The 22,053-nt window shown below is 71.0% G+C and carries 27 protein-coding genes; 11 read left to right on the forward strand and 16 right to left on the reverse strand.

Annotation, left to right across the window (positions count from 1 at the left end):
• Positions 1-7: 7 nt before the first annotated feature.
• From AC0NH5_RS17115 to AC0NH5_RS17140, 6 genes are all read right to left on the reverse strand, one after another.
• Entirely contained in the window at positions 8-799 is a 792-nt protein-coding gene (locus tag AC0NH5_RS17115; RefSeq protein WP_474404706.1) for an alpha/beta fold hydrolase, read from the reverse strand.
• A gap of 76 nt (positions 800-875) precedes the next feature.
• Positions 876-2,123, reverse strand: a complete 1,248-nt coding sequence (locus AC0NH5_RS17120) for a PP2C family protein-serine/threonine phosphatase (RefSeq protein WP_474404708.1) — start codon at positions 2,121-2,123, stop codon at positions 876-878.
• Entirely contained in the window at positions 2,120-2,923 is an 804-nt protein-coding gene (locus AC0NH5_RS17125) for an ATP-binding protein (protein WP_474404710.1), read from the reverse strand. Before AC0NH5_RS17125 ends, AC0NH5_RS17120 begins: the two co-directional genes overlap by 4 nt.
• Positions 2,924-3,038: 115 nt before the next feature.
• On the reverse strand, positions 3,039-3,188 hold the full coding sequence (locus AC0NH5_RS17130; RefSeq protein WP_474404712.1) for a hypothetical protein: 150 nt from the start codon (positions 3,186-3,188) through the stop codon (positions 3,039-3,041).
• A 51-nt stretch (positions 3,189-3,239) separates the two neighbouring features.
• A complete protein-coding gene (locus AC0NH5_RS17135; RefSeq protein WP_474404714.1) occupies positions 3,240-3,629 on the reverse strand; it encodes a VOC family protein in 390 nt (129 codons plus the stop codon).
• Positions 3,626-3,922 (reverse strand): ArsR/SmtB family transcription factor, encoded by a 297-nt coding sequence (locus AC0NH5_RS17140; protein WP_474404716.1) that lies wholly within the window; start codon positions 3,920-3,922, stop codon positions 3,626-3,628. Before AC0NH5_RS17140 ends, AC0NH5_RS17135 begins: the two co-directional genes overlap by 4 nt.
• Positions 3,923-4,015: 93 nt before the next feature.
• On the opposite strand from AC0NH5_RS17140, the gene AC0NH5_RS17145 reads away from it, so the two are divergent.
• A complete protein-coding gene (locus AC0NH5_RS17145; RefSeq protein WP_474404719.1) occupies positions 4,016-5,404 on the forward strand; it encodes a serine hydrolase domain-containing protein in 1,389 nt (462 codons plus the stop codon).
• Between the two features lie 22 nt (positions 5,405-5,426).
• Here AC0NH5_RS17145 and AC0NH5_RS17150 read toward each other — a convergent pair whose 3' ends face one another.
• The 6 genes from AC0NH5_RS17150 to AC0NH5_RS17175 all read right to left on the reverse strand — a co-directional run bounded on the left by AC0NH5_RS17150 (position 5,427) and on the right by AC0NH5_RS17175 (position 9,881).
• Positions 5,427-5,924: a GAF domain-containing protein gene (locus AC0NH5_RS17150; protein ID WP_474404721.1), complete on the reverse strand. Its 498-nt coding sequence runs from the start codon at positions 5,922-5,924 to the stop codon at positions 5,427-5,429.
• Positions 5,921-6,226 (reverse strand): hypothetical protein, encoded by a 306-nt coding sequence (locus AC0NH5_RS17155; RefSeq protein ID WP_474404723.1) that lies wholly within the window; start codon positions 6,224-6,226, stop codon positions 5,921-5,923. The genes AC0NH5_RS17150 and AC0NH5_RS17155 overlap by 4 nt, the downstream gene beginning before the upstream one ends.
• A 127-nt stretch (positions 6,227-6,353) precedes the next feature.
• On the reverse strand, positions 6,354-7,538 hold the full coding sequence (locus tag AC0NH5_RS17160) for an ABC transporter permease (RefSeq protein WP_474404724.1): 1,185 nt from the start codon (positions 7,536-7,538) through the stop codon (positions 6,354-6,356).
• Positions 7,535-8,221 (reverse strand): ABC transporter ATP-binding protein, encoded by a 687-nt coding sequence (locus tag AC0NH5_RS17165; protein ID WP_474404725.1) that lies wholly within the window; start codon positions 8,219-8,221, stop codon positions 7,535-7,537. The genes AC0NH5_RS17160 and AC0NH5_RS17165 overlap by 4 nt, the downstream gene beginning before the upstream one ends.
• Positions 8,218-9,321: a hypothetical protein gene (locus AC0NH5_RS17170; RefSeq protein ID WP_474404727.1), complete on the reverse strand. Its 1,104-nt coding sequence runs from the start codon at positions 9,319-9,321 to the stop codon at positions 8,218-8,220. Before AC0NH5_RS17170 ends, AC0NH5_RS17165 begins: the two co-directional genes overlap by 4 nt.
• Positions 9,318-9,881 carry a hypothetical protein gene (locus tag AC0NH5_RS17175; protein WP_474404729.1) on the reverse strand — a complete coding sequence of 188 codons (564 nt, stop codon included), beginning with the start codon at positions 9,879-9,881 and terminating at the stop codon, positions 9,318-9,320. Before AC0NH5_RS17175 ends, AC0NH5_RS17170 begins: the two co-directional genes overlap by 4 nt.
• Before the next feature lie 129 nt (positions 9,882-10,010).
• Between AC0NH5_RS17175 and AC0NH5_RS17180 the strand changes: the two genes are divergently transcribed.
• From AC0NH5_RS17180 to AC0NH5_RS17190, 3 genes are all read left to right on the forward strand, one after another.
• Entirely contained in the window at positions 10,011-11,348 is a 1,338-nt protein-coding gene (locus AC0NH5_RS17180; RefSeq protein ID WP_474404731.1) for a sensor histidine kinase, read from the forward strand.
• Entirely contained in the window at positions 11,345-12,013 is a 669-nt protein-coding gene (locus AC0NH5_RS17185; RefSeq protein ID WP_474404733.1) for a response regulator, read from the forward strand. The genes AC0NH5_RS17180 and AC0NH5_RS17185 overlap by 4 nt, the downstream gene beginning before the upstream one ends.
• A gap of 152 nt (positions 12,014-12,165) precedes the next feature.
• On the forward strand, positions 12,166-13,428 hold the full coding sequence (locus tag AC0NH5_RS17190; RefSeq protein WP_474404735.1) for a multidrug effflux MFS transporter: 1,263 nt from the start codon (positions 12,166-12,168) through the stop codon (positions 13,426-13,428).
• Here AC0NH5_RS17190 and AC0NH5_RS17195 read toward each other — a convergent pair.
• Together AC0NH5_RS17195 and AC0NH5_RS17200 are read right to left on the reverse strand one after the other, a co-directional pair.
• A complete protein-coding gene (locus tag AC0NH5_RS17195; protein ID WP_474404737.1) occupies positions 13,425-14,087 on the reverse strand; it encodes a response regulator transcription factor in 663 nt (220 codons plus the stop codon). The genes AC0NH5_RS17190 and AC0NH5_RS17195 overlap by 4 nt on opposite strands.
• Positions 14,084-15,094 carry a sensor histidine kinase gene (locus AC0NH5_RS17200; protein ID WP_474404739.1) on the reverse strand — a complete coding sequence of 337 codons (1,011 nt, stop codon included), beginning with the start codon at positions 15,092-15,094 and terminating at the stop codon, positions 14,084-14,086. Before AC0NH5_RS17200 ends, AC0NH5_RS17195 begins: the two co-directional genes overlap by 4 nt.
• 87 nt (positions 15,095-15,181) lie before the next feature.
• Between AC0NH5_RS17200 and AC0NH5_RS17205 the strand changes: the two genes are divergently transcribed.
• The 3 genes from AC0NH5_RS17205 to AC0NH5_RS17215 are packed head-to-tail and all read left to right on the forward strand — an operon-like array spanning position 15,182 to position 18,080.
• Complete coding sequence (locus tag AC0NH5_RS17205; RefSeq protein WP_474404741.1) at positions 15,182-15,901, forward strand: ABC transporter ATP-binding protein; 720 nt, start codon at positions 15,182-15,184, stop codon at positions 15,899-15,901.
• Positions 15,898-17,379 carry a DUF1349 domain-containing protein gene (locus AC0NH5_RS17210; RefSeq protein ID WP_474404743.1) on the forward strand — a complete coding sequence of 494 codons (1,482 nt, stop codon included), beginning with the start codon at positions 15,898-15,900 and terminating at the stop codon, positions 17,377-17,379. Before AC0NH5_RS17205 ends, AC0NH5_RS17210 begins: the two co-directional genes overlap by 4 nt.
• Entirely contained in the window at positions 17,376-18,080 is a 705-nt protein-coding gene (locus AC0NH5_RS17215; protein WP_474404745.1) for an ABC transporter permease, read from the forward strand. The genes AC0NH5_RS17210 and AC0NH5_RS17215 overlap by 4 nt, the downstream gene beginning before the upstream one ends.
• A gap of 94 nt (positions 18,081-18,174) precedes the next feature.
• Here the strand turns inward: AC0NH5_RS17215 and AC0NH5_RS17220 are convergent, their stop codons facing one another.
• Positions 18,175-18,675, reverse strand: coding sequence for a DUF5956 family protein (locus AC0NH5_RS17220; protein WP_474404747.1), 501 nt, complete (start codon positions 18,673-18,675; stop codon positions 18,175-18,177).
• Between the two features lie 149 nt (positions 18,676-18,824).
• Here AC0NH5_RS17220 and AC0NH5_RS17225 point away from each other — a divergent pair, with 149 nt between their 5' ends.
• Positions 18,825-19,004 carry a hypothetical protein gene (locus AC0NH5_RS17225; protein WP_474404749.1) on the forward strand — a complete coding sequence of 60 codons (180 nt, stop codon included), beginning with the start codon at positions 18,825-18,827 and terminating at the stop codon, positions 19,002-19,004.
• Positions 19,005-19,031: 27 nt separating this feature from the next.
• Here AC0NH5_RS17225 and AC0NH5_RS17230 read toward each other — a convergent pair whose 3' ends face one another.
• On the reverse strand, positions 19,032-20,507 hold the full coding sequence (locus AC0NH5_RS17230; protein ID WP_474404751.1) for a hypothetical protein: 1,476 nt from the start codon (positions 20,505-20,507) through the stop codon (positions 19,032-19,034).
• 58 nt (positions 20,508-20,565) lie between these two features.
• Here AC0NH5_RS17230 and AC0NH5_RS17235 point away from each other — a divergent pair, with 58 nt between their 5' ends.
• The 3 genes from AC0NH5_RS17235 (at position 20,566) to AC0NH5_RS17245 (ending at position 21,983) form a co-directional block, all read left to right on the forward strand.
• Entirely contained in the window at positions 20,566-20,736 is a 171-nt protein-coding gene (locus AC0NH5_RS17235; protein WP_474404753.1) for a hypothetical protein, read from the forward strand.
• Positions 20,737-20,858: 122 nt separating this feature from the next.
• Positions 20,859-21,401 carry a hypothetical protein gene (locus tag AC0NH5_RS17240; protein WP_474404755.1) on the forward strand — a complete coding sequence of 181 codons (543 nt, stop codon included), beginning with the start codon at positions 20,859-20,861 and terminating at the stop codon, positions 21,399-21,401.
• Between the two features lie 207 nt (positions 21,402-21,608).
• Entirely contained in the window at positions 21,609-21,983 is a 375-nt protein-coding gene (locus tag AC0NH5_RS17245) for a hypothetical protein (RefSeq protein WP_474404757.1), read from the forward strand.
• Positions 21,984-22,053: the final 70 nt, after the last annotated feature.

The following is a 22,053-nucleotide window of genomic DNA, read 5'->3' on the forward strand; positions in this document are numbered from 1 at the left end:
GACTGCCTCAACCGGCGACGCCGCGGACCGCCTCGGCGATCGCGCGGAAGTCCTTGCGGAGGATCGCGCCGTGATTGCTCGCGACCTTGGCGTGAATCGAGATGTGGGGGTTGCGCTCGGCCACCGCGGGCACGGCGGCGCGGATCTTCTCCTGTCCGTCCCCTCTGCTGCCGAACGACGTTCCGGATGCGAGGACGTACCGGGTCGGGACGGTGATGCTGTCCATCACCGGACCGAGTTGCCGTTCACGCGCCAGCTTGCCGACTTCGATGTTGCATTCGGCCATCTCCAGCGCGGTCATTCGCGGCGTGAGCCCCGTTACGCGCAGTGGCACCGTCAGCCAATGCAGGCGACGGAAGACCCTCCGGATCCCTTGCTCCATCTCGTCCGTGAGCCAGTCGTGCGGCTGCGCTCCATCGACCAGCACAGCGCCGATCGTCCGGTCCGGGTGGCGGCTCGCCCGGTGTGCGGCGACGAAGGCCCCGTACGACCAACCGACCACCAGCGCCCGGTCGACACCGCGGGCGTCGAGCACGGCATCGACATCGCGGACGGCGGCCTCGAACGAGTAGTCCGCGGACCGCCGGGACCTGAGCCCACGGGCCCGCTCGTCGTAGGTGATGTGCCGCCAGTCCGGCCCGAGTTCGGCGATGACCCGCCGCCAGTAGCCCTGGGTCGCGAACTGGCCGTTGAGGTAGATCACCGGCGTCCCGGAGCCACCTGAATCGGTGACGGCCAGTGCCGTGTCGTCCACCGGCACCATGCCGGTCCAGTACGAGGTCGAGGTCTTACCGATCATGGCGTCTCCGTTCCGTCCCGCAACGGATCCAGCGTGCAGGGTTGACGCTGCGTCAGGGTCAACCCTGCACGCCGGATCAACGCCGGTGAGGTGCCCGGATGATCAGGGCCGCGAGGTCGTCGTGGTCGGCCATGGCCAGCCAGTCGCCGGTGCGCTGTTCGATCCGTTCCGCCACCAGGGCGGCCGGCATGTCGGCGTACTCGGCCACCAGCGTGACCAGGCGTTCCAGTCCGAATGCCCGCCCTCGCGGGCCGCCCTCGGCATCGATCACCCCGTCGGTGTAGAGCACGCAGGTGTCTCCGGGCGCGAGCGAGATCGCCGCCTCGGCGAACGTCGCCGGATGGTCCACGCCGAGCATCATGCCGCCGACATGGACCGCGTTCACCATGCCGGCGCGGCGGACCACCAGTGGTGGCGGGTGACCGCCACCGGCCAGGCGCAGCCGGGCGCCGCCGTGCGGCATCGCCTCGACGACGCCCAGGAGCAGCGTGGCGAACTGGGTTGCTGCTGCGGCGTCGGGATCGAAGGTCGCGTCGTTCAGCAAGGTCAGCATGTCGAGGGGCTGCTCGGTGATCCGGCTCAACACCTGGAGGGACTGCCGCAATCGGTTTCCCGCCACTGCCGCTTCGATGCCCTTGCCGCAGACGTCGCCCAGAACGAAGAACGCGCCGCCGCTCGCGAGCCGCTCGACGTGAACCATGTCGCCGCCGATACGGAGGGCCTCGCGTGCCGGTCGGTACACGGCCGCCAGCTCGACGCCTGCGACGTGCGGCATCGGAGCGGGCAGCAACGCCGCCCGCAGCGTGTCGGCGACCTGGGCCTGGTCCTGGTAGAGGAGAGCCGCGGTCACCGCGCGGCCGACGACGGCGCCGAACTCTGCCGCCAGGAATCGATCGTCTTCGGTGAACGCCGCCTGGTCGGTGTCGCGCAGCAGGACCAGGACGCCCTGGCACTGGTAGGAACACGCCAACCGTACGACCGCCCCGTGGCCGGCGTGCTCCGTGCCGTCCGGCAGAGACCGCCGACCTGACGGCATCGGTAGCACCCGGGTGCTCTCCGGACGGTCGAGGTCGGCCCGCATCCAGCCGGGAAGGTCGGCCGCGGCCCCGTTGTCATGTCGGTCCGGGTCACCTTCCCGTGCCGTCCACCACTGCACTCGCTTCCGGTCGAAGGCGAGGACCAGCATCGCCGTTGCGGCCAGCGCCGGTACGGCCAGGCGCACCGCGGCAGTGGCGTTGCGGTGCAGGGTCAACGATCGACCCAGGTTCCGGTACGCCTTCAGAAGCAGCTCCTGTTGAGCGTGCTGCGACACGATGCCGTTCACGATGGCGGGTCCGGGTCCGGTCCCCCTCCGGCGGTGGACACCGCGAAGGTCAGCCGCACCGTCGTACCGCCGGGTCCGGTGTCGATGTCGACCCGCTCGCACACCTGGCGTGTCATCCACAGGCCGAGGGTGCCGATGCGCCCGGGCCGTGGCGGTGGGCGTTCGCCGAGGTAACGCCGGGGGATGCCACGGCCGTTGTCGCTGACCTCCAGCAGCAGACGGTCACCCAGGCGAGTGACCGTGATCCGGCCGGAGCCCCCACCGTGCTGTACCGAGTTGGCCATGACCTCGGATGCCGCGAGCAGCAACTTGTATTGAGCCTGGTCGGAGATGCCGTTCGCGGCGGCGTAACGGGACAGTTGCGCCCGGATCGTCGCGATGCTGGTGGTGTCGAATCGCTCGTCGAGGACCTCGACCGGTGCGCGTCGACTCTCGGGCGGGGCTGCAGGCCGCTCTTCGGCGCTCGGACGGCGGACGTCGTCCGACGGCTCCAGTCCGAGCAACAGGGTCAAGCCCGCCAGGTACAGATGCCTCATCACCTCGGGCTGGACGCCCACCACGCTGAAGGCCTTGCCGGCCCGCCGGGCCCGGCGTCGCACCAGCAACAGCAGGGCGATGCCCGATGAGTCCATCGACGTGGTTCCGCCGAGGTCGACCAGGACGTTCGTGCTCCGATCCGCCTTCAGCGCCGGATCGAGTTGCGCCAGCGCCTCATCGTGCCGGACCAGGATCAAGGATCCGGTGAGGGCGAGTCGGACGGTGCCCTGTGCTGTGATCTCGACGTCAACCGCATAAGCCATGAGAAGACCTTCAGCTCGTCAGTCGGCTGAAGTCCATCTTCGTCCCGTGGGAGACACCCGACAAGCGGCGACCGCACGATCGAGCGACCTGGCACACCGCGACTCGACGGGGAGGTCAGTCGGTCGGCTCCGTCGCGCCGGCCTCGGGCTCGTCGGACTGATCGGGCCCGACGCGCACGTCGTCGCCGGCCGGCAGCACCGGCGCGTCCCCCTGGTCGGCCGTGACGTCGTCGTCGCTGGTGTGTTCCTGCGGTTGTGCGGTCATGGCCGGGGCGTACCCCACAGATCGTGAATGACGCCTCGTCGGGTGACCGGGTTACTTCATCGCGGCGAGCTGAATGAGGTTGCCGCAGGTGTCGTCGAAGACGGCGGTCACCACCGGGCCGTAGTCGATCGGGTCCTGGGTGAAGGTGACGCCCAGTTCCTTGAGGCGCTCGGTCTCGGCGTAGATGTCGTCGACCGCGAACTGGGTGAACGGTATGCCGTCGGCGACCAGGGCGTCCTTGAGCGGCTTGGTCGCCGGGTGGCCGGCCGGCTCCAGCAGGAGCTCGATCCCGTCCGGGTCGGCGGGGGACACCACAGTCAGCCAGCGCGCGTCGCCGGTGGGCACGTCGGTCTTCTTGATGAAGCCGAGCTTCTCGGTGTAGAACGCCAGGGCCTTGGCCTGGTCGTCCACCCACACGCTGGTGAGCTTGACGCTGATCATGGGTTGGGGTCCTCTCGGTCGATGGGCCACCGCTCGACGATCGCGCGCAGTGGGCTGGTGTCGAGGTGATGGAACTTGTATCGGCCCTGCCGCCGGGTGTGCACCAGGCCGGCCTGTTCGAGCGCCGCCAGGTGCTGCGAGATGGCCTGGCGGGAGGAGGCCAGACCGTGCTTCATGGTGAGGCGGCCGCAGATCTCGAACAGTGTCTGGCCGTCGTGCTCGGTCAACTCGTCCAGGATGGTGCGGCGGGTCGCGTCGCTGAGCGCCTTGAACAGGTCGGCTTCCTCGTCCACGAGACCTTTATAGGCAAGCGGTGACTTGCCTGTCAAGCGAACCGGCGCCGAAAACGGGGCGACTGCCGAAGGTGCAGTTGTTAGCGTGCGCGGATGTTGCCACGATCGACTCCGGCCGCCCAGGGAATGTCGTCACGCTCGATCGGCGCGCTGCTGGACTGGTTCGGGGAACGCGCCGTCGAGGGTCATTCGATCATGGTCGTACGCCATGGGCACGTCGTCGCGGAGGGCTGGTGGACGCCGTACTCGGCTGATCGCCCGACCCTGCTCTACTCGGTGACCAAATCGTTCACCTCGATCGCCGTGGGGCTGGCCGTGACGGACGGGCTGCTCTCGCTGGACGATCGGGTGGTCGACGTGTTGCCCGACCAGGTGCCGGACGACATCTCCGAGCAGGGCCGCCGCATCACGGTGCACCACCTGCTGTCGATGACGGTCGGGCGCGGCACGGACAGCCTCGCCGAGGCCTGGGAGCGGGAGCCGGACGACCTCGTCAAGGGCTTCCTGCGGGGGCCGTTCCCCGAGGTGGCGGGGACCCGGTTCGTCTACGACAACGCGACCACCTTCCTGCTGGCCCGCATGGTCGAGCGGGTCACCGGCCGGGATCTGCGGGACCTGCTCGACGAACGACTCCTCCGGCCGATGGGGATCGATCACGCCGAATGGGATCGGGTGGCCAGCGGCAAGGTGTTCGGCTTCCACGGCCTGCACCTCACGACCGAGGCCGTCGCCGCCTTCGGTGAGCTGCTGCTGCGCGGCGGCCGATGGGGAGACCAGCAGTTGGTCCCGTCCGAGTGGGTGGATCTCGCCACCCGGGCGCACTCGGACATCGCGCCGGTCGAGGAGGACTCGGCGCGCGGCTACGGATACCAGTTCTGGATCTCGGAGCACGGCTTCTACGCCGACGGCGCCTTCGGCCAGCACTGCGTGGTGATCCCGTCGCTGGACCTCGTCGTGGTCGTGACCAGCCACAGCCCGCAGCCGCCGGCCACGCCCCACGCGATCGGGAAGTTCCTGGCGCCCGGCATCGACCACCCCGCAAACGTGCGGGACGATGAGATGCTCGCCGACCGGCTGCGGCAGCTGTCGTTCCCGCTGGTGGCGGGATCGGCCGAGCCGGGCCGCTCGGCGCGGGCGACGGTCTCGGCCGCCGCTGACTCGGCGCTACCGGCGGGCTCCGCGGTGCTGGTGGAGCCGTCCGGCGGCGGGTGGCGGCTGCGCTGTGAGTCGATCGGCGACATCGAGATCGGGCACGGCCGGTGGCGGGAGAGCTCCCCCCTCGGCCGGCCGGTTGTCGCGTCCGGTGCGTGGCAGGGCGACACCTTCGTCGCCGAGCTGTTCGTCATCACCACCCCGCACCAGGTGCGGCTGGCGGTCGACGGCGACACGGCCACCGCGACCTGGAGCACCGTGCCGCTGACCGGACCCGACCTGGCGCTGCACCTGCGAGCGCCGCTGATGACCCGGCCCGACGTGGCGTGAGCCGGGCAGGTCGCGTCCAGCTCTACCGGACCGGGTCCGGTACGGGGAACGATCGCAGCAGTTGGCTGATCTCCTCGGCGCCGTTGCGCAGCTCGGCGAGGTCCGCGTCGCTGAACGGGCGAGGGTCGGTGCCGAGAACGCAGTGCGCGCCCAGGATCGCTCCGTCGACCACGATCGGGACACCGGCGTAGCTCCGCACGCCGTCGACGGTCACCAGCGGGTTGGCCGACTGCTGTGCGTCGACGCTGGCGTCCGGTACGACGTACGCGGTTCCGGAGTTGACGGCGTTGACGCAGAACGACCACTCGATCGGGGTGCCGGCCAGCTCGTCCAGCCATCCTGTCAGCCCGTACGAGCCGGGGAAGACCTGCGAGGTGTCGAGCACCATACTGACCAGGGCGATCGGCTGGCCTAGCCGCTCAGCAGTACGCCGGGCGATGTCGTCCAGACGCCGGCGCAACTGTGGGTCGTCGAGGTCGATGCCGGCAAGGACCTCATAACGGTTCGGGTGGACGTTCATGCCGGTGTCCCGTTCCTTTCGTGCCGCTTCACGAGGCGTTCGTATGCCGCGGCGCGTACCGCGAGGCTACGGGCGCACAGCCGGGTCATCGGTGCGGCGGCCTGCATGCAGGAGATGAGCCTGCCGAAAGCCGCGCTGCCGGTTTCCTGCCCGGTCAGCCCGGAACTGAACAGCAGGGTCTGCCAGACGTCCTCAGCGTGCGGACCGTAGTAGCTCGTCAGGGCCGCCCGGGCGGTCGCCAGCGTCGGCATCTCAAGGTCGTACGCCGCGCCTGACGATGAAACGTCCGGTTCGGTGATCATCTCCGCCACTGGTGCCTCTCGTCGGCCTGCGTGCATCTCCCCGTGAGATCGGCCGGTGCACACCGCACCTGAGGTGTGGACATCCGGTATCCGATGCCGCTACGTCACAGACCGGGCCCGTGACGGGTCACATCGCGCGTAGCGCCTCGGTGGGTGAGAGCCGGGCGGCACGCATGGCCGGATAGAGGCCGGCGAAGCCGCCGATCACCACGGCCAACGCCAGAGCCGCACCCACCGCGGACGCGGGCACCAGCGTCTGCCAGCCACGGGCCGTGGCCAGCGCATAGGTCACCGCGGCGCCCAGCAGCACCCCGGCCATCCCCCCGGCCGCGCCCAGCAGCAGCGACTCCACCAGGAACTGGGCCGCCACATGCCGCCGCGTGGCACCCAGCGCGCGGCGCAACCCGATCTCGCCACGCCGTTCCAGCACCGAGATGACCAGCACGTTCGCGATGCCGATCCCGCCGACCAGCAGAGCGACCGCGCCCAGGCCGAGCAGCAGGACGGTGGTGCCGCCGGTGACGGCGAGGCGGGCGGTGAGCGCTTCCGAGGGCCGGCTCACCGCGACCTCCTCGGGGTGGGCCGGATTCGCGGCCCGGCTCAGCAGCCCGGCCACCTCGTCCGTGCGCTCGGTCCGCGCTCGCACGAAGATCCTCGTCGGACTGCCCGCATAGGCGAAATGAGCGGCCGCCGCCGGACCGCCGATCAGCGCCGACGTGTCCAGCTCGGGCGCGAGTTCGACCGGCGCCAGGACGCCCACCACGGTGTACCAGTGATCGCCGAGGTAGATCCGGGGAAGGCCGGTGACGTCGCGGATGCCCAGCACGGTGGCGGCGTAATGCCCGAGCACCACCGCCGGGTAGCGGGTCAGTGCCGCGTCCAGGAAACGGCCGTCCACCAGCGTGCCGTCGAGCGTGTCGAGCAGGTGCGGGTCGGCGACCCGCACCGACAGCCCCCCGGTGTGACCGGACGGGATGCGATCGTTGCGGTAGACGGGCACGTCCAGCGTCGCGGTGGCCGCCGAGGCGAGCACCCCATCGGTACGCGCCACAGCGGTGCCCGCGGTGACCGGCAGCTCGGCCTCCTCGCCGCCGATCGTCTTGCCGTTCGCGACGGTGAGCAGGTTGGTGCCGAGCCGGTCGATGCGGGCCAGTACGTCGGACTGGCTGGACCGGGTGACGCCGAGCACGGCAACCATCGCCGCGATGCCGATCGCCACCCCGAGCACGGACAGCGCCGCCCTGCCGGGCCGCGACCGCAACCCCACCGTGCTCACCGGCAACAGGTCGGCGATCAGGAGCCGCGATCTCACGACGCACGCCCGCTGTCACGCACGACCAGGCCGTCGCGCAGCTCGATCTGACGCCGCATGGCGCCCGCGACCCGATCGTCGTGTGTGATCACCACGATGGTCACCCCTTCGCCGTTGAGTTCGGTCAGCAGGGCGATGATGCCCGCCCCGGTGGCCGAGTCCAGGTTGCCGGTGGGTTCGTCGGCAAGCACCACGGCGGGCCGCCCCACCAGCGACCGGGCGATCGCCACCCGCTGCCGCTCCCCGCCGGAGAGGTGCGCGGCCGGGAAGTCCGCCCGATCGCTCAGGCCGACCCGCTCCAGAGCAGTCCGGGCGGCCCGGCGGCGAGCACCGGCCGGGACCCCGCGGTAGAGCAGACCGGTCGCCACGTTCTCCACCGCGCTGAGCCGTTCGAGCAGAAAGAACTGCTGGAAGACGACGCCCAGGCGATGGGCGCGCAAGCCGGAGAGCCGGCGGTCGGACAGCTTCTCGACCGGCCGGCCGGTGATCCGTACCGAGCCACCGGACGGGCGGTCCAGGCCGGCGGCGAGGTTGAGCAGCGTGGTCTTGCCCGAGCCGGACGGGCCGGCCACGGCCACGAGTTCACCGCTGTGCACGGTCAGGGTGACCCCGCGCAGCGACTCCGTCGGCGGAGTGCCGGGATAGACCTTGCGCGCGTCGATCAGTTCCAGGACCGCGGTCATGAGGCAGGCACCTCCACCTGCTGGCCGACGGTGAGGCCACCGGTGATCTCGACCCGGCCGGTGCTCTCGTCGAAGACGCCCGGCTCTACGGCGACCATCGGCCCGTCGGCCAGGCGTACCTGATAGCCGCCGCCCGGCCGGGCGAGCAGGGCGGCGATCGGAACCAGCAGCACGTCGGGGCGGGTCGCCGTGACGATCTCCACGCCCGCCGGCGACTGGTCCAGGCCGAAGCCTTGCGGCGGCCGAACCGCGATGGTGAGCGGCACCGTCGCCAGGTCCGGGTCGGGCGGCCCTTGCTGATCGGTGTCGTCCTCTCCGGCCGGCACCGACGCCACCGGCCCGACCTCGGTGACCCGGCCGGTGATCGGGCCGGTGTCCGGCAGCGAGACCTCGACCTGGTCGCCGACCCGCACGCTCCCGCGCTGGGAGGTGTCCAGCTGGGCGATCACCGCCCGGGCCGTCGAGGTGCCGGCGAGCACCGTCGTCCCGGGCCCTACCGCGGCGCCGACCCTGACCTGGGCCTCGGTGACCCGCAGCGGAGCGGCCAGGAAGACCACCTGACCGTGGGTCAGCCGCCCGGTACGCTGCCACGGCCGCCGTCCCCAGGACGCCTCCCACCGGCGGATCGCCGCGGCCGTCGCGGCGCTGAACCTGCGGTCCACGGTGATCCGGTGGTACGGGTCGAACCCCATCGCGACCAGGTTCTTCTCGAGCTGGCGCACGTCCGGGCCGGGGCTCATGCCGGACCCGAAGTCGCGATAGGCCGGGACGGCGCCCAGCAGCAGGCGGGCGGGCCCGTCGGCCACCCGGTAAAGGACGTCGCCGCGACCGATCGTGGCGCCCGGGCGAGGCGCCGCGGTGAGCACCCCCGGAGCGCCCTGGTGATCGACGGTGTAGGACCCGGCGTACCCCAGCACACCGTCGAGCTGCGTCCGCTCGGTGAGCGTGCCCTTGGTGACCTCGGCGGTGGCGGTCGCCACCTCGGCCGACGGTGTCTCGGCGGCACGCGGTTCGGACCCTGCGGCGTAGGCGAGGCCGGCAACCAGGGGGGCAGTCACGGCGACCGCGAGAACCGCGCCGGTCGCGCGTCCGCGGTTCACTTCTTGTCTCCGCCGCCGGTGACCTTGATCGGGCCGTCCCAGATGTGCTTGCAGGCTTCCTCCGCGGCCTCCCGTTTGCTTTGCGGAATGCCGTTGGCCAGCGATGTCCCGGTGAAGTCGAAGACGCCTTCCTTGTCCGGGTCGGGGAATTCCGGGACGCCGTGTTCACGGAAGCACTTGGCGTACTCGGTCAGCTTGCGCAGGTCTTCCGGCGAGACCTGTTCTTTCGGGCGGAACGCGTTCGGGGGGTACTGGTCCTCGAACGACTTGCACTTGTCGATGATGCCCGGATGGTTGTCCAGGTCGGCCTTCCACTCGTAGCCGTCGCGCGGCGGGAAGGCGAGGTAGCCCTCCGAGGTGACCTCCGCGTCCGGCATCCTGGGCATGCCGTTGTCGCGCATGCACTTGACCCAGTCCTGGGCCAGGGCGAGCAGTTGCTGCCGGTTCGCCGAGGCGGAGACCGACGGATTCGCGGAGCCGGGGGAACCGCCGCCGCTGCATCCGGCGATCCCGGCTGTCAGAAGTGCGGTGAGGACAATGGTGGACGTCGTCTTGTTCATAGCTCGACGGTGGTCGCTGGACGGGACCCGATCGTCAAGCCGGGGTCGGTATTCGCCGGTGCCGCCGGTACCTCCGATGTAGCACCTGAGTCTGACGCCGTGGGCCCCTTCCCTTCCTACGATGGGGACATGTCGAGGTCAGTGCCGCGCCGTCTGCTGACCGACGCCGCCCTGGCCCTGGCCCTGCTGTCTACGACCTTGGGGCCGGCGCTCGTAACCGGGACGCTGGCGGCGAAGAAGCCCGGCGATCCGGCGGGTTACCTGGCCGCGGCCAACCTTCCGACGGGCTCGCCGTGGTGGGTCTGCACCGCGCTGATCGTTGTCGGCGTGCTGCTCAGACAACAGCGTCCGGTCGTGGCGCTCATCCTCACCGGCGCCGGGACGTTCGGGCATCTGGCGATCGAGACCAAGTTCCAGCTGATCGACCTGGCCCTTCCGCTGGTGCTGTACACCGTTGCCGCGATGACCCGGCGCCGGCGGTTCTCCCTGGTCGCCCTGGCGCTGACCATGCTGCTGGCGTACGTGGCGATGCTGGGCAGCCGCTTTCACACCACCGAGAGCAGCGCGATGAAGTCGGCGAAGCAGGTTCAGGAGCAGGTTCAGGGCAAGACCAGAGTGGTTCCCGTGGAAAAGCTGGTCGTGTCCGCGCCACCGCCCTGGGTCGAGAGCCTCGTCGACACGGGCCAGGCGGTGCTGGAGATGTGGCTGCTGCTGTTCGCGGCCTACGCGGTCGGCGACGGCATGCGCAGCCGCCGTGCCCATCTGGCCGCGGTCGAGCAGCGCACCGCCGAGCGTGCCCGGGAAGAGAGGCAGCGGGCCGCGCTCGCGATCGCCGCCGAGCGGGCCCGGATCACCCGGGAACTGCACGACGTGGTCGCGCACGGAATGTCGGTGATCGTGGTGCAGGCACAGGGCGCCGCCGCCGCCCTGGAGCGGCATCCCGCACGCACCGCCACCGCCCTGCAGCACGTCATCGAGACGGGCCGGTCGTCGCTGGCGGAGATGCGGCGGCTGCTCAGTGCCGGCCGCACCGACCCGGCCGGTGACACGCCCCTGGCCCCGCAACCGGGGATCAGTGCGGTGCCCGCGCTGGTCGACCAGCTGCGGTCGGCCGGGATGCCGATCGACTTGCACATCGAAGGCGTGCCCGAGGTGATGCCGGCGGCGGTCGACCTGTCCGGATATCGCATCGTGCAGGAGGCCCTGACCAACGTGCTGAAACATGCCGGCCCCGGCGCCGCGGCGCGGGTGCTGCTGGAGTTCGGTCCGGAGTGCCTGCGGCTGGAGGTGGCCGACGACGGCGTCGGCTTGTCCGACGGCGCGGACGAGCGCGGCAACGGGCTACGCGGCATCGCCGAACGGGTCGCCCTGCTCGGTGGGACCCTGACCATCGGGGCGCCGGACAGCACCGGCTTCCGGCTTCGTGCGACTCTCCCGTTGACGATTGCACCGCCGGTGCAGCGTTGAGCATCCGGGTGGTCCTGGTCGACGACCAGACGTTGGTGCGAACCGGCTTCAGGCTGGTGCTGGACGAGACGGACGACATCGAGGTGGTGGGGGAGGCCGCCGGCGGAGCACAGGCGCTGGAAGTCGTGGCACGTACCCGCCCGGACGTCGTGTTGATGGACGTGCGCATGCCCGGCGTGGACGGCATCGAGGCCACCCGCCGCATCCGGTCCGGCGCGCATCACGCCAAGGTGATCATCCTGACGACGTTCGATCTCGACGAGTACGTGCTCGCCGGCCTGCGGGCCGGCGCGAGCGGCTTCCTGCTCAAGGACGCGCTCGCCACCGACCTGATCTCAGCGGTACGGGTCGTCGCGCTCGGTGAGGCGGTGGCGGCGCCCAGCGTGACACGCCGCCTGATCGCGCACTATCTCGGCAGCGCCTCGGTGCAACCGGTTCCGGGTGAGCGGCTTGCCGCCCTCACCGCACGCGAACGTGAGGTGCTGACCCTCATCGCCCGGGGCCTGTCGAACCCGGAGATCGCGGCGGCCCTCGTGCTCTCCGAGAGCACGGTCAAGACGCACGTCAGCCGGATCCTCGCCAAGCTGGGCCTGCGTGACCGGGTGCAGGCGGTGATTCTGGGTTACGAATGCGGGCTGGCCGGTCACCACCGGAAGCCCACGTGAGCCGGTGCCGGTGCCGGCCCCGGTCCGGCAAGCGAGATACCGCCTGCTGGGAGGCCACTTCGCCAGATCTGTGAGCACCATTACCAATTCGCCGTACCTGGAAGAACCCTGGTGTTCGCCGACTTGTCGCCATCGTGGCTGAGACTCGAACCGTGACCCCACCCGACAACGACCTCTCTCCGGGAGAGCGCCTGCCCGCGGGGCGCCGCTTCCGGATCGTGCTCGTGCTGGGCCTCCTGACCGCGCTCGGGCCGCTCACCATCGACATGTACCTGCCGTCGCTACCGACGATCACCAGCGACCTGAGCACCAGCGCCGCCGCCGTGCAGCTCACCCTGACCGGCACGCTGGTCGGGCTGGCGTTCGGTCAGCTGCTGATCGGCCCGCTCTCCGACGCGTTCGGCCGGCGCACCCCGCTGCTGGCCGGCATCGCGGTGCACGTCCTCGCCTCCCTGCTCTGTGTGATCGCCCCGAACGTCGCCCTGCTCGGCGCGCTGCGGGTGCTGCAGGGCCTGGGCGCCGCGGCGGCAGCCGTGGTCGCGATGGCGATGGTGCGCGACCTGTTCACCGACAAGGCCGCCGCCCGGCTCTTCTCCCGGCTGATGCTGGTCGTCGGGGTGGCGCCGATCCTGGCTCCCACCATCGGTGGCCTGGTGCTGAACTGGACGTCGTGGCGCGGCGTCTTCGTGGTGCTGACCGTCATCAGCGTCACCATCATGGCGGTCTCCGCGCTCACCCTGCCGGAGACGTTGCCGGCTGCCCGGCGCCGCAACGGCGGTCTGCTGGGCACCGCCCGCGACTACGGACGGCTGCTCACCGACCGGGTGTACGTCGGCCTGATCCTGGTGGCCGGGCTGGCGATGGCCGCGCTGTTCGCCTATGTGAGCGGGTCGTCGTACGTCTTCCAGGACGGGTACGGCATGAGCGAGCAGCAGTTCGCGCTGGTCTTCGCCGGTGGCGCGGTCGGCCTGATCGGCGCCACCCAGTTCAACGTGCGGCTGCTGCTGCGCCGGACGCCCCAGCAGATCATGAGCGGCGCCCTGCTCGCCGGCGTCGGGTTCGGCCTGGTCTTCCTGGTCCTGGCCGCCACCGGGATCGGCGGGCTGCCCGGCATCCTGATCCCGCTCTGGCTGGTGCTCGCCATGGTCGGCCTGGCCATGCCGAACGCCCCCGCGCTGGCGCTGTCCCGCCACGGCGAGGCCGCCGGCACCGCCGCCGCGCTGCTCGGCGCGGTTCAGTTCGGTGTGGGCGCGCTGGCCGCGCCCCTGGTGGGCGTGCTCGGCGTCGGCGCGGTCGCGATGGCGATCGTGGTGTTCGGCGGCATGCTGGCCGCCACCCTCGTCTACTTCCTGGTGGTCCAGCCGCACCGCCTCGCCACCGTGCGGCCGGAGGCGGCTGTCGCGGTCGTGCACTAAGGGACGGCGATGCGGTAACCGACGCCCGGCAGGGTGACGATGGCGGCCGGCTCGCCGAGCTTGCGGCGCAGGCGGCCGACCGTCACCGTCACCGTGTTGGTGAACGGGTCGGCGTGCTCGTCCCACACCTGCTCCAGCAGGGCTTCGCTGCTCAGATAGCCGGGCGCCGCCCGCATCAGCGCCTCGAGCACCGCGAACTCCTTCACCGACAGGTTCAGCCTGGAGCCGCAGCGGGTCACGACGCGGCGGATCGGGTCGAGCTCCAGGTCGCCGGCGGCGAGCGTGCGGGGTTGTGCCACCGGTCGCCGCCGCGCCAGCGACCGCACGCGCAGCACCAGCTCCGGGAAGTGGAACGGCTTCGCGAGATAGTCGTCGGCGCCGAGCGTGAGGCCGCGGACCCGGTCGTCGGCGGAGCCCGCCGCGGTCAGCATGAGCACCATCGCCCGCTCGGCCCGGCCGGTGATCATCTCGCAGAGGGTGTCGCCGCTGAGGCCGGGCAGGTCCCGGTCGAGGACCACCACGTCGTACGTGTTGATGTCGAGCTTCGCGGCCGCGGCGAGCCCGTCGAGGGCCACGTCGACCGCCATGCCCTGGTCCCGCAGGCCTTCGGCGACGACCTCGGCGAGCGCCACCGCGTCCTCCACCACCAGCACTCTCACGGCAGCCGCACCTCCACGCGCAGGCCACCCTCCGGCCGGGCACGCAGCCGCAACGACCCGCCGTGCGCCGCCGCCACCGCCGACGCGATGGCCAGCCCGAGACCGGTGCCGGATCCGGTGCGCGCGACCCCGAGGCGGCGGAACGGGCGCCCCAGCGTCGCCACCTGCTCCGGGTCGAGGACCGGTCCGTCGTTCTCCACCACGAGCGTGCCGGGTGCCAGCGTCACCCGGCTCCACCCGCCCGGCTCGTTGTGCCGGGTCGCGTTGTCCACCACGTTGGCGACCATCCGGGCCAGCAGCACCGGATCGCCGGCCGTCACGAAGTCGTCCCCCTCGACCGGCGTTCCCGCCGGGATCAACGACAACATCGACAACGGCGTACGACCGTCGAGCGCGCCGTGCTGTGCCCGGGCCAGCACGAGCAGACCCTCCAGGAGCCGCTCCAGCTGATCCAGCTCGGCACGGACCCGGCCCGCCAGCCGGTCCACCTCCACGGGGGGCGCCGGTTTGGCCTGCGCCACGTCGATCGCGGCCCGCATCGTGGCCAGCGGCGTGCGCAGCTCGTGCGAGGCGTCGGCGACGAACCGCCGCTGCGCCGCGAACGACTCCTCCAGCCGGCCGAGCAGGTCGTCGATCGTGTCGGCGAGCGCCTTGACCTCGTCCGCCGGCCCGGCCACGGCGAGCCGCGCATGCAGATTGTCGGCGGTGATCCGCCGGGTGGCCGCGGTGATGGTGCGCAGCGGCCGCAGCACCCGGTCGGCCGCCGTCCTGCCCAGCAGCAGCGACAGCAGCAGCATGACGGCCATCGCCACCATCGCGCCGACGACGATCTGCCGGGTCTGTGCCGCGGAGGCGACCTCGAACTGCGCCGCCGCTGCCGGCCCCAGAGAGTCGCCCACAGGCCGGGACGACCGCACACCGAACGCCGCAGTGATGGTCAGCAGCGCGGCGCCCGAGAACAGGAACAGCACGCCGTACAGAAGGGTGAAACGCAGCCGGACGCCCATCCGCACAGCATGCCGGGCCCGACGTGACAGCGGTATGACAGCCTCCGTCGCGCTGTGGTTAGGCGGGCGTCCGTAGAACTTCCCGTCATGACGACAACCATCGAAGTGGACGGGCTGCGCAAGCGGTTCGGCGGGGCCGTCGCGCTGGACGGGATGACTTTCGTGGTGCACCCCGGCCACGTCACCGGCTTCGTCGGCCCGAACGGCGCCGGCAAGTCGACCACCCTGCGCACGATCGTCGGCCTGGACCGGCCGGACGCCGGGATCGCCACGATCGGCGGCCGCCGCTACGCCGAGCTGACCCACCCTCTGCGGCACGCCGGGGCGCTGCTCGATCCGCACGCGCTGCACCCGGCCCGCTCCGGCCGCAACCACCTGCGGTGGCTGGCCCGCTCCCAGGACCTGCCCGACCGCCGGGTGGACGAGGTGCTCGCCCTGACCGGTCTGGCCGAGGCCGGGCGGCGCGCGGCCGGCGGGTATTCGCTGGGCATGCGGCAGCGCCTGGGGGTGGCCGCCGCGATGCTCGGCGATCCGCCGGTGCTGCTGCTGGACGAGCCGTTCAACGGGCTCGACCCGGCGGGAATCGTGTGGATGCGCGACCTGCTGCGCGACCTCGCCGCGCAGGGCCGCGCGGTGCTGGTCTCCAGCCATCTGATGAGCGAGCTGCAGGACATGGCGGGGCACGTGGTGGTGGCCGGGCACGGCCGGGTCATCGCCGACGCGGGCGTGGACGACCTGATCGGGGCGTACACGTCGCTGGAGGCCGCATATCTGGAACTCACCGCGGGCGCCGGGGGCATCCGATGATCCTGCGGGCCGAATGGCTGAAGTTCCGCACCGTGCGCGGCTGGGTGTGGGGCCTGGCAGCGGCGGCGCTGCTCGTGGCGGTGCTCGGCGGCCTGATGGCCTCCGGCGCGCGGATGGGCTGCATGGCCGGGACGGCTGAGGTGGCCTGCCCGGCACCGCCGGCCGACGCGACCGGCCGGGCGGTCGAGGACAAGTTCACCTTCGTGCACCGGGCCCTCGACGGCGACGGCTCGATCACCGCGAAGGTGGACGGCCTGGACGGCACCATCACCTACCCGCCGCCGAACCACGACGCGATCGTGCGCGGCGTGGTGCCGTGGGCGAAAGCCGGTCTGATGGTCAAGGACGGCACCAGGCCGGGCTCGGCCTACGCCTCGGTGATGGTCACCGGCGCGCACGGCGTACGCATGCAGTCGAATTTCACCCGCGACAAGGCCGCGCCGATCGCCGGAGCCTGGCTGCGCCTCACCCGGACCGGCGACCGGATCACCGGTGCCGTCTCCACCGACGGCCGGGCCTGGCGGGAGATCGAGACCGTACGCCTGGAGAACCTGCCCGCCATGGTCCGGATCGGTCTGTTCGTCACCTCGCCCAGCGGCATGACCGTCGAGGAGCGCGCCGAGGGCGGCCATGCCGTCGCCGCCCGCTGGACCCAGGCCACCGCCCGGTTCGCCCAGGTGACACCATCCGGCGGGTGGGACAGCACGCTGGTCGGCCACAGTGACTACCGCACGACGTGGGAGCAGACCCACCCGCCCGGCCACACCGAGTCCGACGGCGTGATCACCGTGGCCGGCTCGGGCGACATCGGCCCGGACAGCGAGAGCGGCCTGGCCGTGGAACGGGTGCTGACCGGGGTGTTCGCCGGGCTGCTGCCGCTCATCGTGGTGGCGGCGCTGTGCGGGACGGCCGAGTTCCGCACCGGCATGATTCGCACCACGCTCGTCGCGATGCCGCGCCCGGTGCGGGTGTCCGCCGCCAAAGCCGCGGTGGTCGGGGCCGCGTCGCTGGCGGCAGGCCTGGTGGCGGCCGGGGTGACGCTGCCGATGGCGCTGGCGATGCTGCGGGCGAACGACGTGATCGTGCTGCCCGTGCCCTGGCCGACCCTGCTGCGGATCGCGTTCGGCACGGCGCTGCTGCTGTCGCTGGCAGGCGTGTTCGCGTACGGCCTGGGATCGCTCTTGAAACGAGCCGTGCCCGCCGTCGTCGCGGTGACCGCCCTGCTGATCGCGCCGCCGATGCTGGCTGTCACGTCGGTCCTGCCGCCCGGCACCGGCGCCTGGCTGTTGCGGCTGACCCCCGGCGCCGCGTTCGCGATCCAGCAGAGCATTCCGGCCTACCCGCACGTGACCCGGCCGCAGACGGTCTTCGACGGCTACTACCCGCTGGCACCGTGGGCGGGTCTGGCTGTGCTGGCGCTCTACGCGCTCGCCGCCGTCGCCGCGGCCACCTGGCGCCTGCGGCGGAGCGCGTCGTGAAAGCCGGGGGAGGGGCATGGCGTGCCGAGTGGGCGAAGCTGCGCACCGGCGGTCCCGCTGTGGCCACATCACTGGTGCTCGCGGTGCTGCTCACCGCCGGCGGTGTGCTGCTCGGCCGGGATGCGGCCGACCCGGTGCAGCTACGCCTGCTCGGTGTCCGTCTCGGTCAGGCTGCCGTGGCCGCCGCAGGCGTCCGGATGCTCGCCGCGGAATACGGCAGCGGCCTGATCCGGATGACGCTGCTCGCCGTCCCACGCCGTCTCGACATGCTCGCCGCCAAGGCAGCCCTGCTGACCGTAATGGTGGCGCCGGCCGCCGTGCTGGGCGTGGGCACCGCGGTGATCGGCCTGCCGCCGAGTGCCACGCTGCTGCGGGCCGCCACCGAGTCGGTCCTCGCCCTGATCCTGATCGGCCTGCTCGGCCTCGGGGTGGCGGCGGCCGTGCGCAGCGCCGCAGCGGCGACGGGTGTCGTCCTGGCGCTGCTCTACCTGATGCCGATGCTGCTGCAGATGGTGCCCGACCCGGACTGGCAGCGGGTGCTGTTCCGGCTGACCCCGGCCACGGCGGTGCCGGTTCTGGCCACCACGGTGGACACCGCCGCACTACCGCTCGGGCCATGGGCGGCGCTGGGGGTGATCGCGGCGTGGGCGGTGGGCGCGCTGGGACTCGGCGCCCTGGTCCTGCACCGCCGCGACCCTTGACGGGCGAGCGGGGTGGGAGTCTCTGGCGCAGCGCGGGGCTGACCCCGAGAGCGACGTGCCGGTGCCGCGGTGTGCGCTTCGGCGTGCGAAGGACCTACCGGCTGACCAACGTGTCACGAACGACTGCGACGTATTCGCCCGAGCAGCTGGGTGCCACGTCGCGCTGGTCGGCCAGCTCATCTGCCGCAGCCAGAACGTCGCCGATCGACTCGAAGCCCGAGGGAGGTCGCAGCAACCACAGCCGGCCTGACGGTGGCGCCCCGATTCCCGCGTCGGCCAGGGTCGTTACTTCGTCGGCTTCCACCGCCGCGCGGACCTCGGCGGTCCATGCCACCCGTTCGATCTTGGTGTCCGCCGACCAGTTCTCGCTGTACCGCGTCGCCCGGTCCGGCACCCAGGTGCACAGTTCACCGGGCCACACCGCGGGCAGAAAAGCGAGAAAGGGCGCATCCGGCGCCAGCTCCCAGCCTTCAGCTGCCAGTGCCATCACCTCGGGAAGTTCTGCGGGCGTGACGGCGAAGTCCACCGCAACCGTTCGCTCGACGATCCGGGTTGCGCCGTTGACGACAGCGGCACCCTTCAGCTCGCCGCCCATGCACGTCCAGGACGACATCTCGGTCTTGGTCGCCTCTGCGATGCAGGCCCGCAGCCCGGCGCCGCCTCCGTCCTTACCCGCCGGTGCTTCGGCGAGTGCCTGTCTGGAGTGCCGGGGCAGCCGGCGTCCCCGACGGGCCGAACGGGTGATTGACGCCCGGGAACGCGCCACTGATTACGACGGTCTGCGGCGACAAGGGCGACGGGAGCCGGCTCGTCTGGCTGACGGACGTTCTGCCCCACGCCATGGCCGACGTGGTGAAGGGCCGTGTCGAGCGCGGACTCCAGGAGATCGAAGAAGTCCTGGAACTCGCCGAAGCGAAACGGTGAGGGATGAACGGTGGTGCGACCTTGCGGTCAGCTCCCGGGTGAAAGTCTCTCGACGATCGGCCCCCATGCGAGTGACGGGTTGGCGGCGGCGTCCGCGGCCAGTTCCGCGTCGTCGAGCAGGGCGGTGATCCGGTCGATGGGCAGGCGTGGACAACGCGCCATGGCCCTGCGGACCCACTGGTGCGGGTCGGTGGTCAAATGTGTGATCACCGACGGATCGGCGTCCGGGTCGCGGGCCGCCAGCAGCCGCACGTGTGGATCGGTGTGATCAGCCAGGCGCGCCAGCCCGGATCGCGGGAACTGCGGCAGGTCGAGCAGGCTGTCCAGCTCCTGGTTGGCGAGGAAGCAGCTCAGCAGCAGGTCACCGGGAGCCTGGGGGTGATGCAGGGCCAAGTTCTCCCGTACTTCTGCGTCGGGGTCGGCCGCCAGAGCGGCGACCGTCTCGCCGGGCAGGTCCGGGCGCTGCGCCGCCCGGCGGCGCAGCCGCGGATTCTCCGAACCGGCCCACCGCCGGGCATCTTCCAGCTCCAGATCCGTGGTTCCGGCGAGGACTGCCCGTTCTTCTTCGGACAGGTACGCGTGAGTCGCGACAGCCAGGCGGACGGCGTCGTCGGCATCGGCTGCGAGCGCGGCGACCTGCTCCCGGGTGAGCCCGGTGCGGGTGGCGGCCACCGCACGGACGGCCGGACCGGCATCGGCGACCAGGGCCGCGACCTGCGCGGCAGACAGATCCTCACGGCCGGCGATCCCGGCGCGGACCTCGACATCACGGTGGTGCGACAGCATGTCGACGATGCCGGGCGCGATTGTCGGGTTGGTGGCGATCGACCGGACAGCCTCGATGTCGTCGCCGCCGGCCACCTGTTCAGCGAGCGCCCGGGACAGTGGCCGATGCAGCACCCACCAGAATGCGTGACAGTGCTGGTCGGGCAGGTCAGCCGGCTCCATGACCCGCTCCCGTTCCGCGATCGACGCTGCCGCGGCCGCCGCCACCCGAGGATCCGGGTCGGCCTCGAGGAACCGCAGGTCGTCCCGCCAGGCGTAAGGCGTCGCGAATGCGCGTACCCGCGGGTCAGGGTGGCGGGCAGCGATGAAGACGCGGTCCCGGTCGGCGAAGAACATCTCCTCGAACAGCTCGTGATCCATGAACGGCAGGTCTTCCGGCGGGTCGAGCAGATCCGTCATCAGCCGGACCAGAACCTCGTCGGGCAGCGGCGGCCACTGCTTCCTTCTGGTGAAACTCCGTACTCGCACCCACCAGTCGGGATCGTCGAGCAACCGCTGCCGAATCGGCGGAGCCAGTTCCGCATGCCCGGCGAGGGCGAGTCGAACCCGGCGCATCACGTGGCCGGCCATCTCATGCTGCAACGCCAGGGGAAGTACGGTGCGGGCACTCAGCCCTTCGGCAACCTGCTCCGGCCGATCGCGCAGCAGGCGTACCAGCACATCGGCCGGCATCGCCGGATTCTCAGCCAGTCCGCGCAGGACGAGATCGCGTTGCACCCGAACGAGCCTAGGCGACCATCAAGCACACTCCATGCGCTCCCTCGCGGCGGCCGGCATGAGCGTAGCGCCGGCATACCTGATTGACGGCTTCGACTACGACGTCGGGTCGACGCTTCTGCGCAGTGCCGATGCAGCGAACGAGGTGGCGCTGTTGACCGTTGTGCGTGGGTGGCAGCTCGGCCCGCACCGGTTCGAGGACGCCTGGGACACCGCCGTCCCCCGGTAGCTCGGCCACCATCGTCTGGGTCATCATGCGCGGATCGCGGCATGGGCGGAGGCCGGGTGTGCTCAAGAATGTGGCCGCCTCCCCGGCGCGGTTTGCTCGACACAGCGATACACACTGTGTCGATGATCAGTGATTGGCTACGCGACCAGGCGGCCAAGTTCTTGGCGTTGCGACATCAGGTCATCGACTCATGGCAGGGCGTCGAGATGGCGGTACGCGGCGGCGACGAAGGGGATCCTGAATACGATGGCGCCGATGTGCCCTGTTTGCAGCTACTTGTGCTGGATGTGACAAAGGCTAGGGGCGCCTCCGTCAACATCACTACCTACCAGGACGACACCAGATTCGGCTTGTGGGCGCAAGAGGGAGCGGTTTGCGAGGGGGACGACTGGGGCCGTGGCTACCGGCGTCGGGTTCTGACCGAGCTTCCTACCGGCGAGGTCCAGGAAGTTTCGGTTCACCTGGACGACAACACTCTTGCCGAGGTGCGTCTCCGGGTTGCGGACCAGCAACTGCTTCTTGTGGCGGGGGAGTCTTATGAGGATTGGTCGGGTGGACTCGTATGGCGGCGTCTCGATGAATCCGTTTTGGTCTTCACTGATCCAACCGAGGCGGAAAAGGTTCGGTGGGTGCCGGACCGAGGGGACCTTCACCGGATCGGATGACGGCACAACTGTTCGCGCTGCCACGATTCCACACTCTCAAGAAGAATCAGAAGTGATTGTCGGTCTGCGCGGAATTCAGCACGCGCGCTCGCGGTTCGAACCGCGCGAAGTTCCGCACCCTGGCTGACCGTTCATCCGGGCACTGCGCCCGCGCCGGGCGCCCGGATCGCGGCATGTGAGGATGCTGCCGCTGGCTATGGTCGGGGCATGACTCCCGAGCGGCTGCAACGGTTCGAGGCCAACCGTCGGCGCCTGTTCGGGGTGGCCTACCGGATGCTGGGGGAGGCGTCCGAGGCCGAGGACGTGGTCGCCTGGGCCGACGGTGGCGGAAAGGCGACGGCGGCGCGGCGTCCGCTGGTCGCCCGGGCGGAGGTGCTGCGGCACCTGCTCGCACTGACCAGGTATTCACCGCGGATCCGCATGACGCCGGAGGTGGTGAACGGCGAGTCCGCCGTCGTGCTGTACCTGGACGGCCTGCTGTCCGGCGTCACCGTCGTCGAGTTCGCGGGCGACCGTATCGCTGTCATCCGCACCATCGCGAACCCGGACAAGCTGGCTTTCCTCAAGAAGCAGAAAGTCTGATCGCTTCCCGGGTTGTTGTCACGAATCGCGTCCCTCGCCCGTTCATCCGGTGCCTGACGACGAAGGGACA

The organism is Actinoplanes sp. 13, from assembly GCF_056134165.1.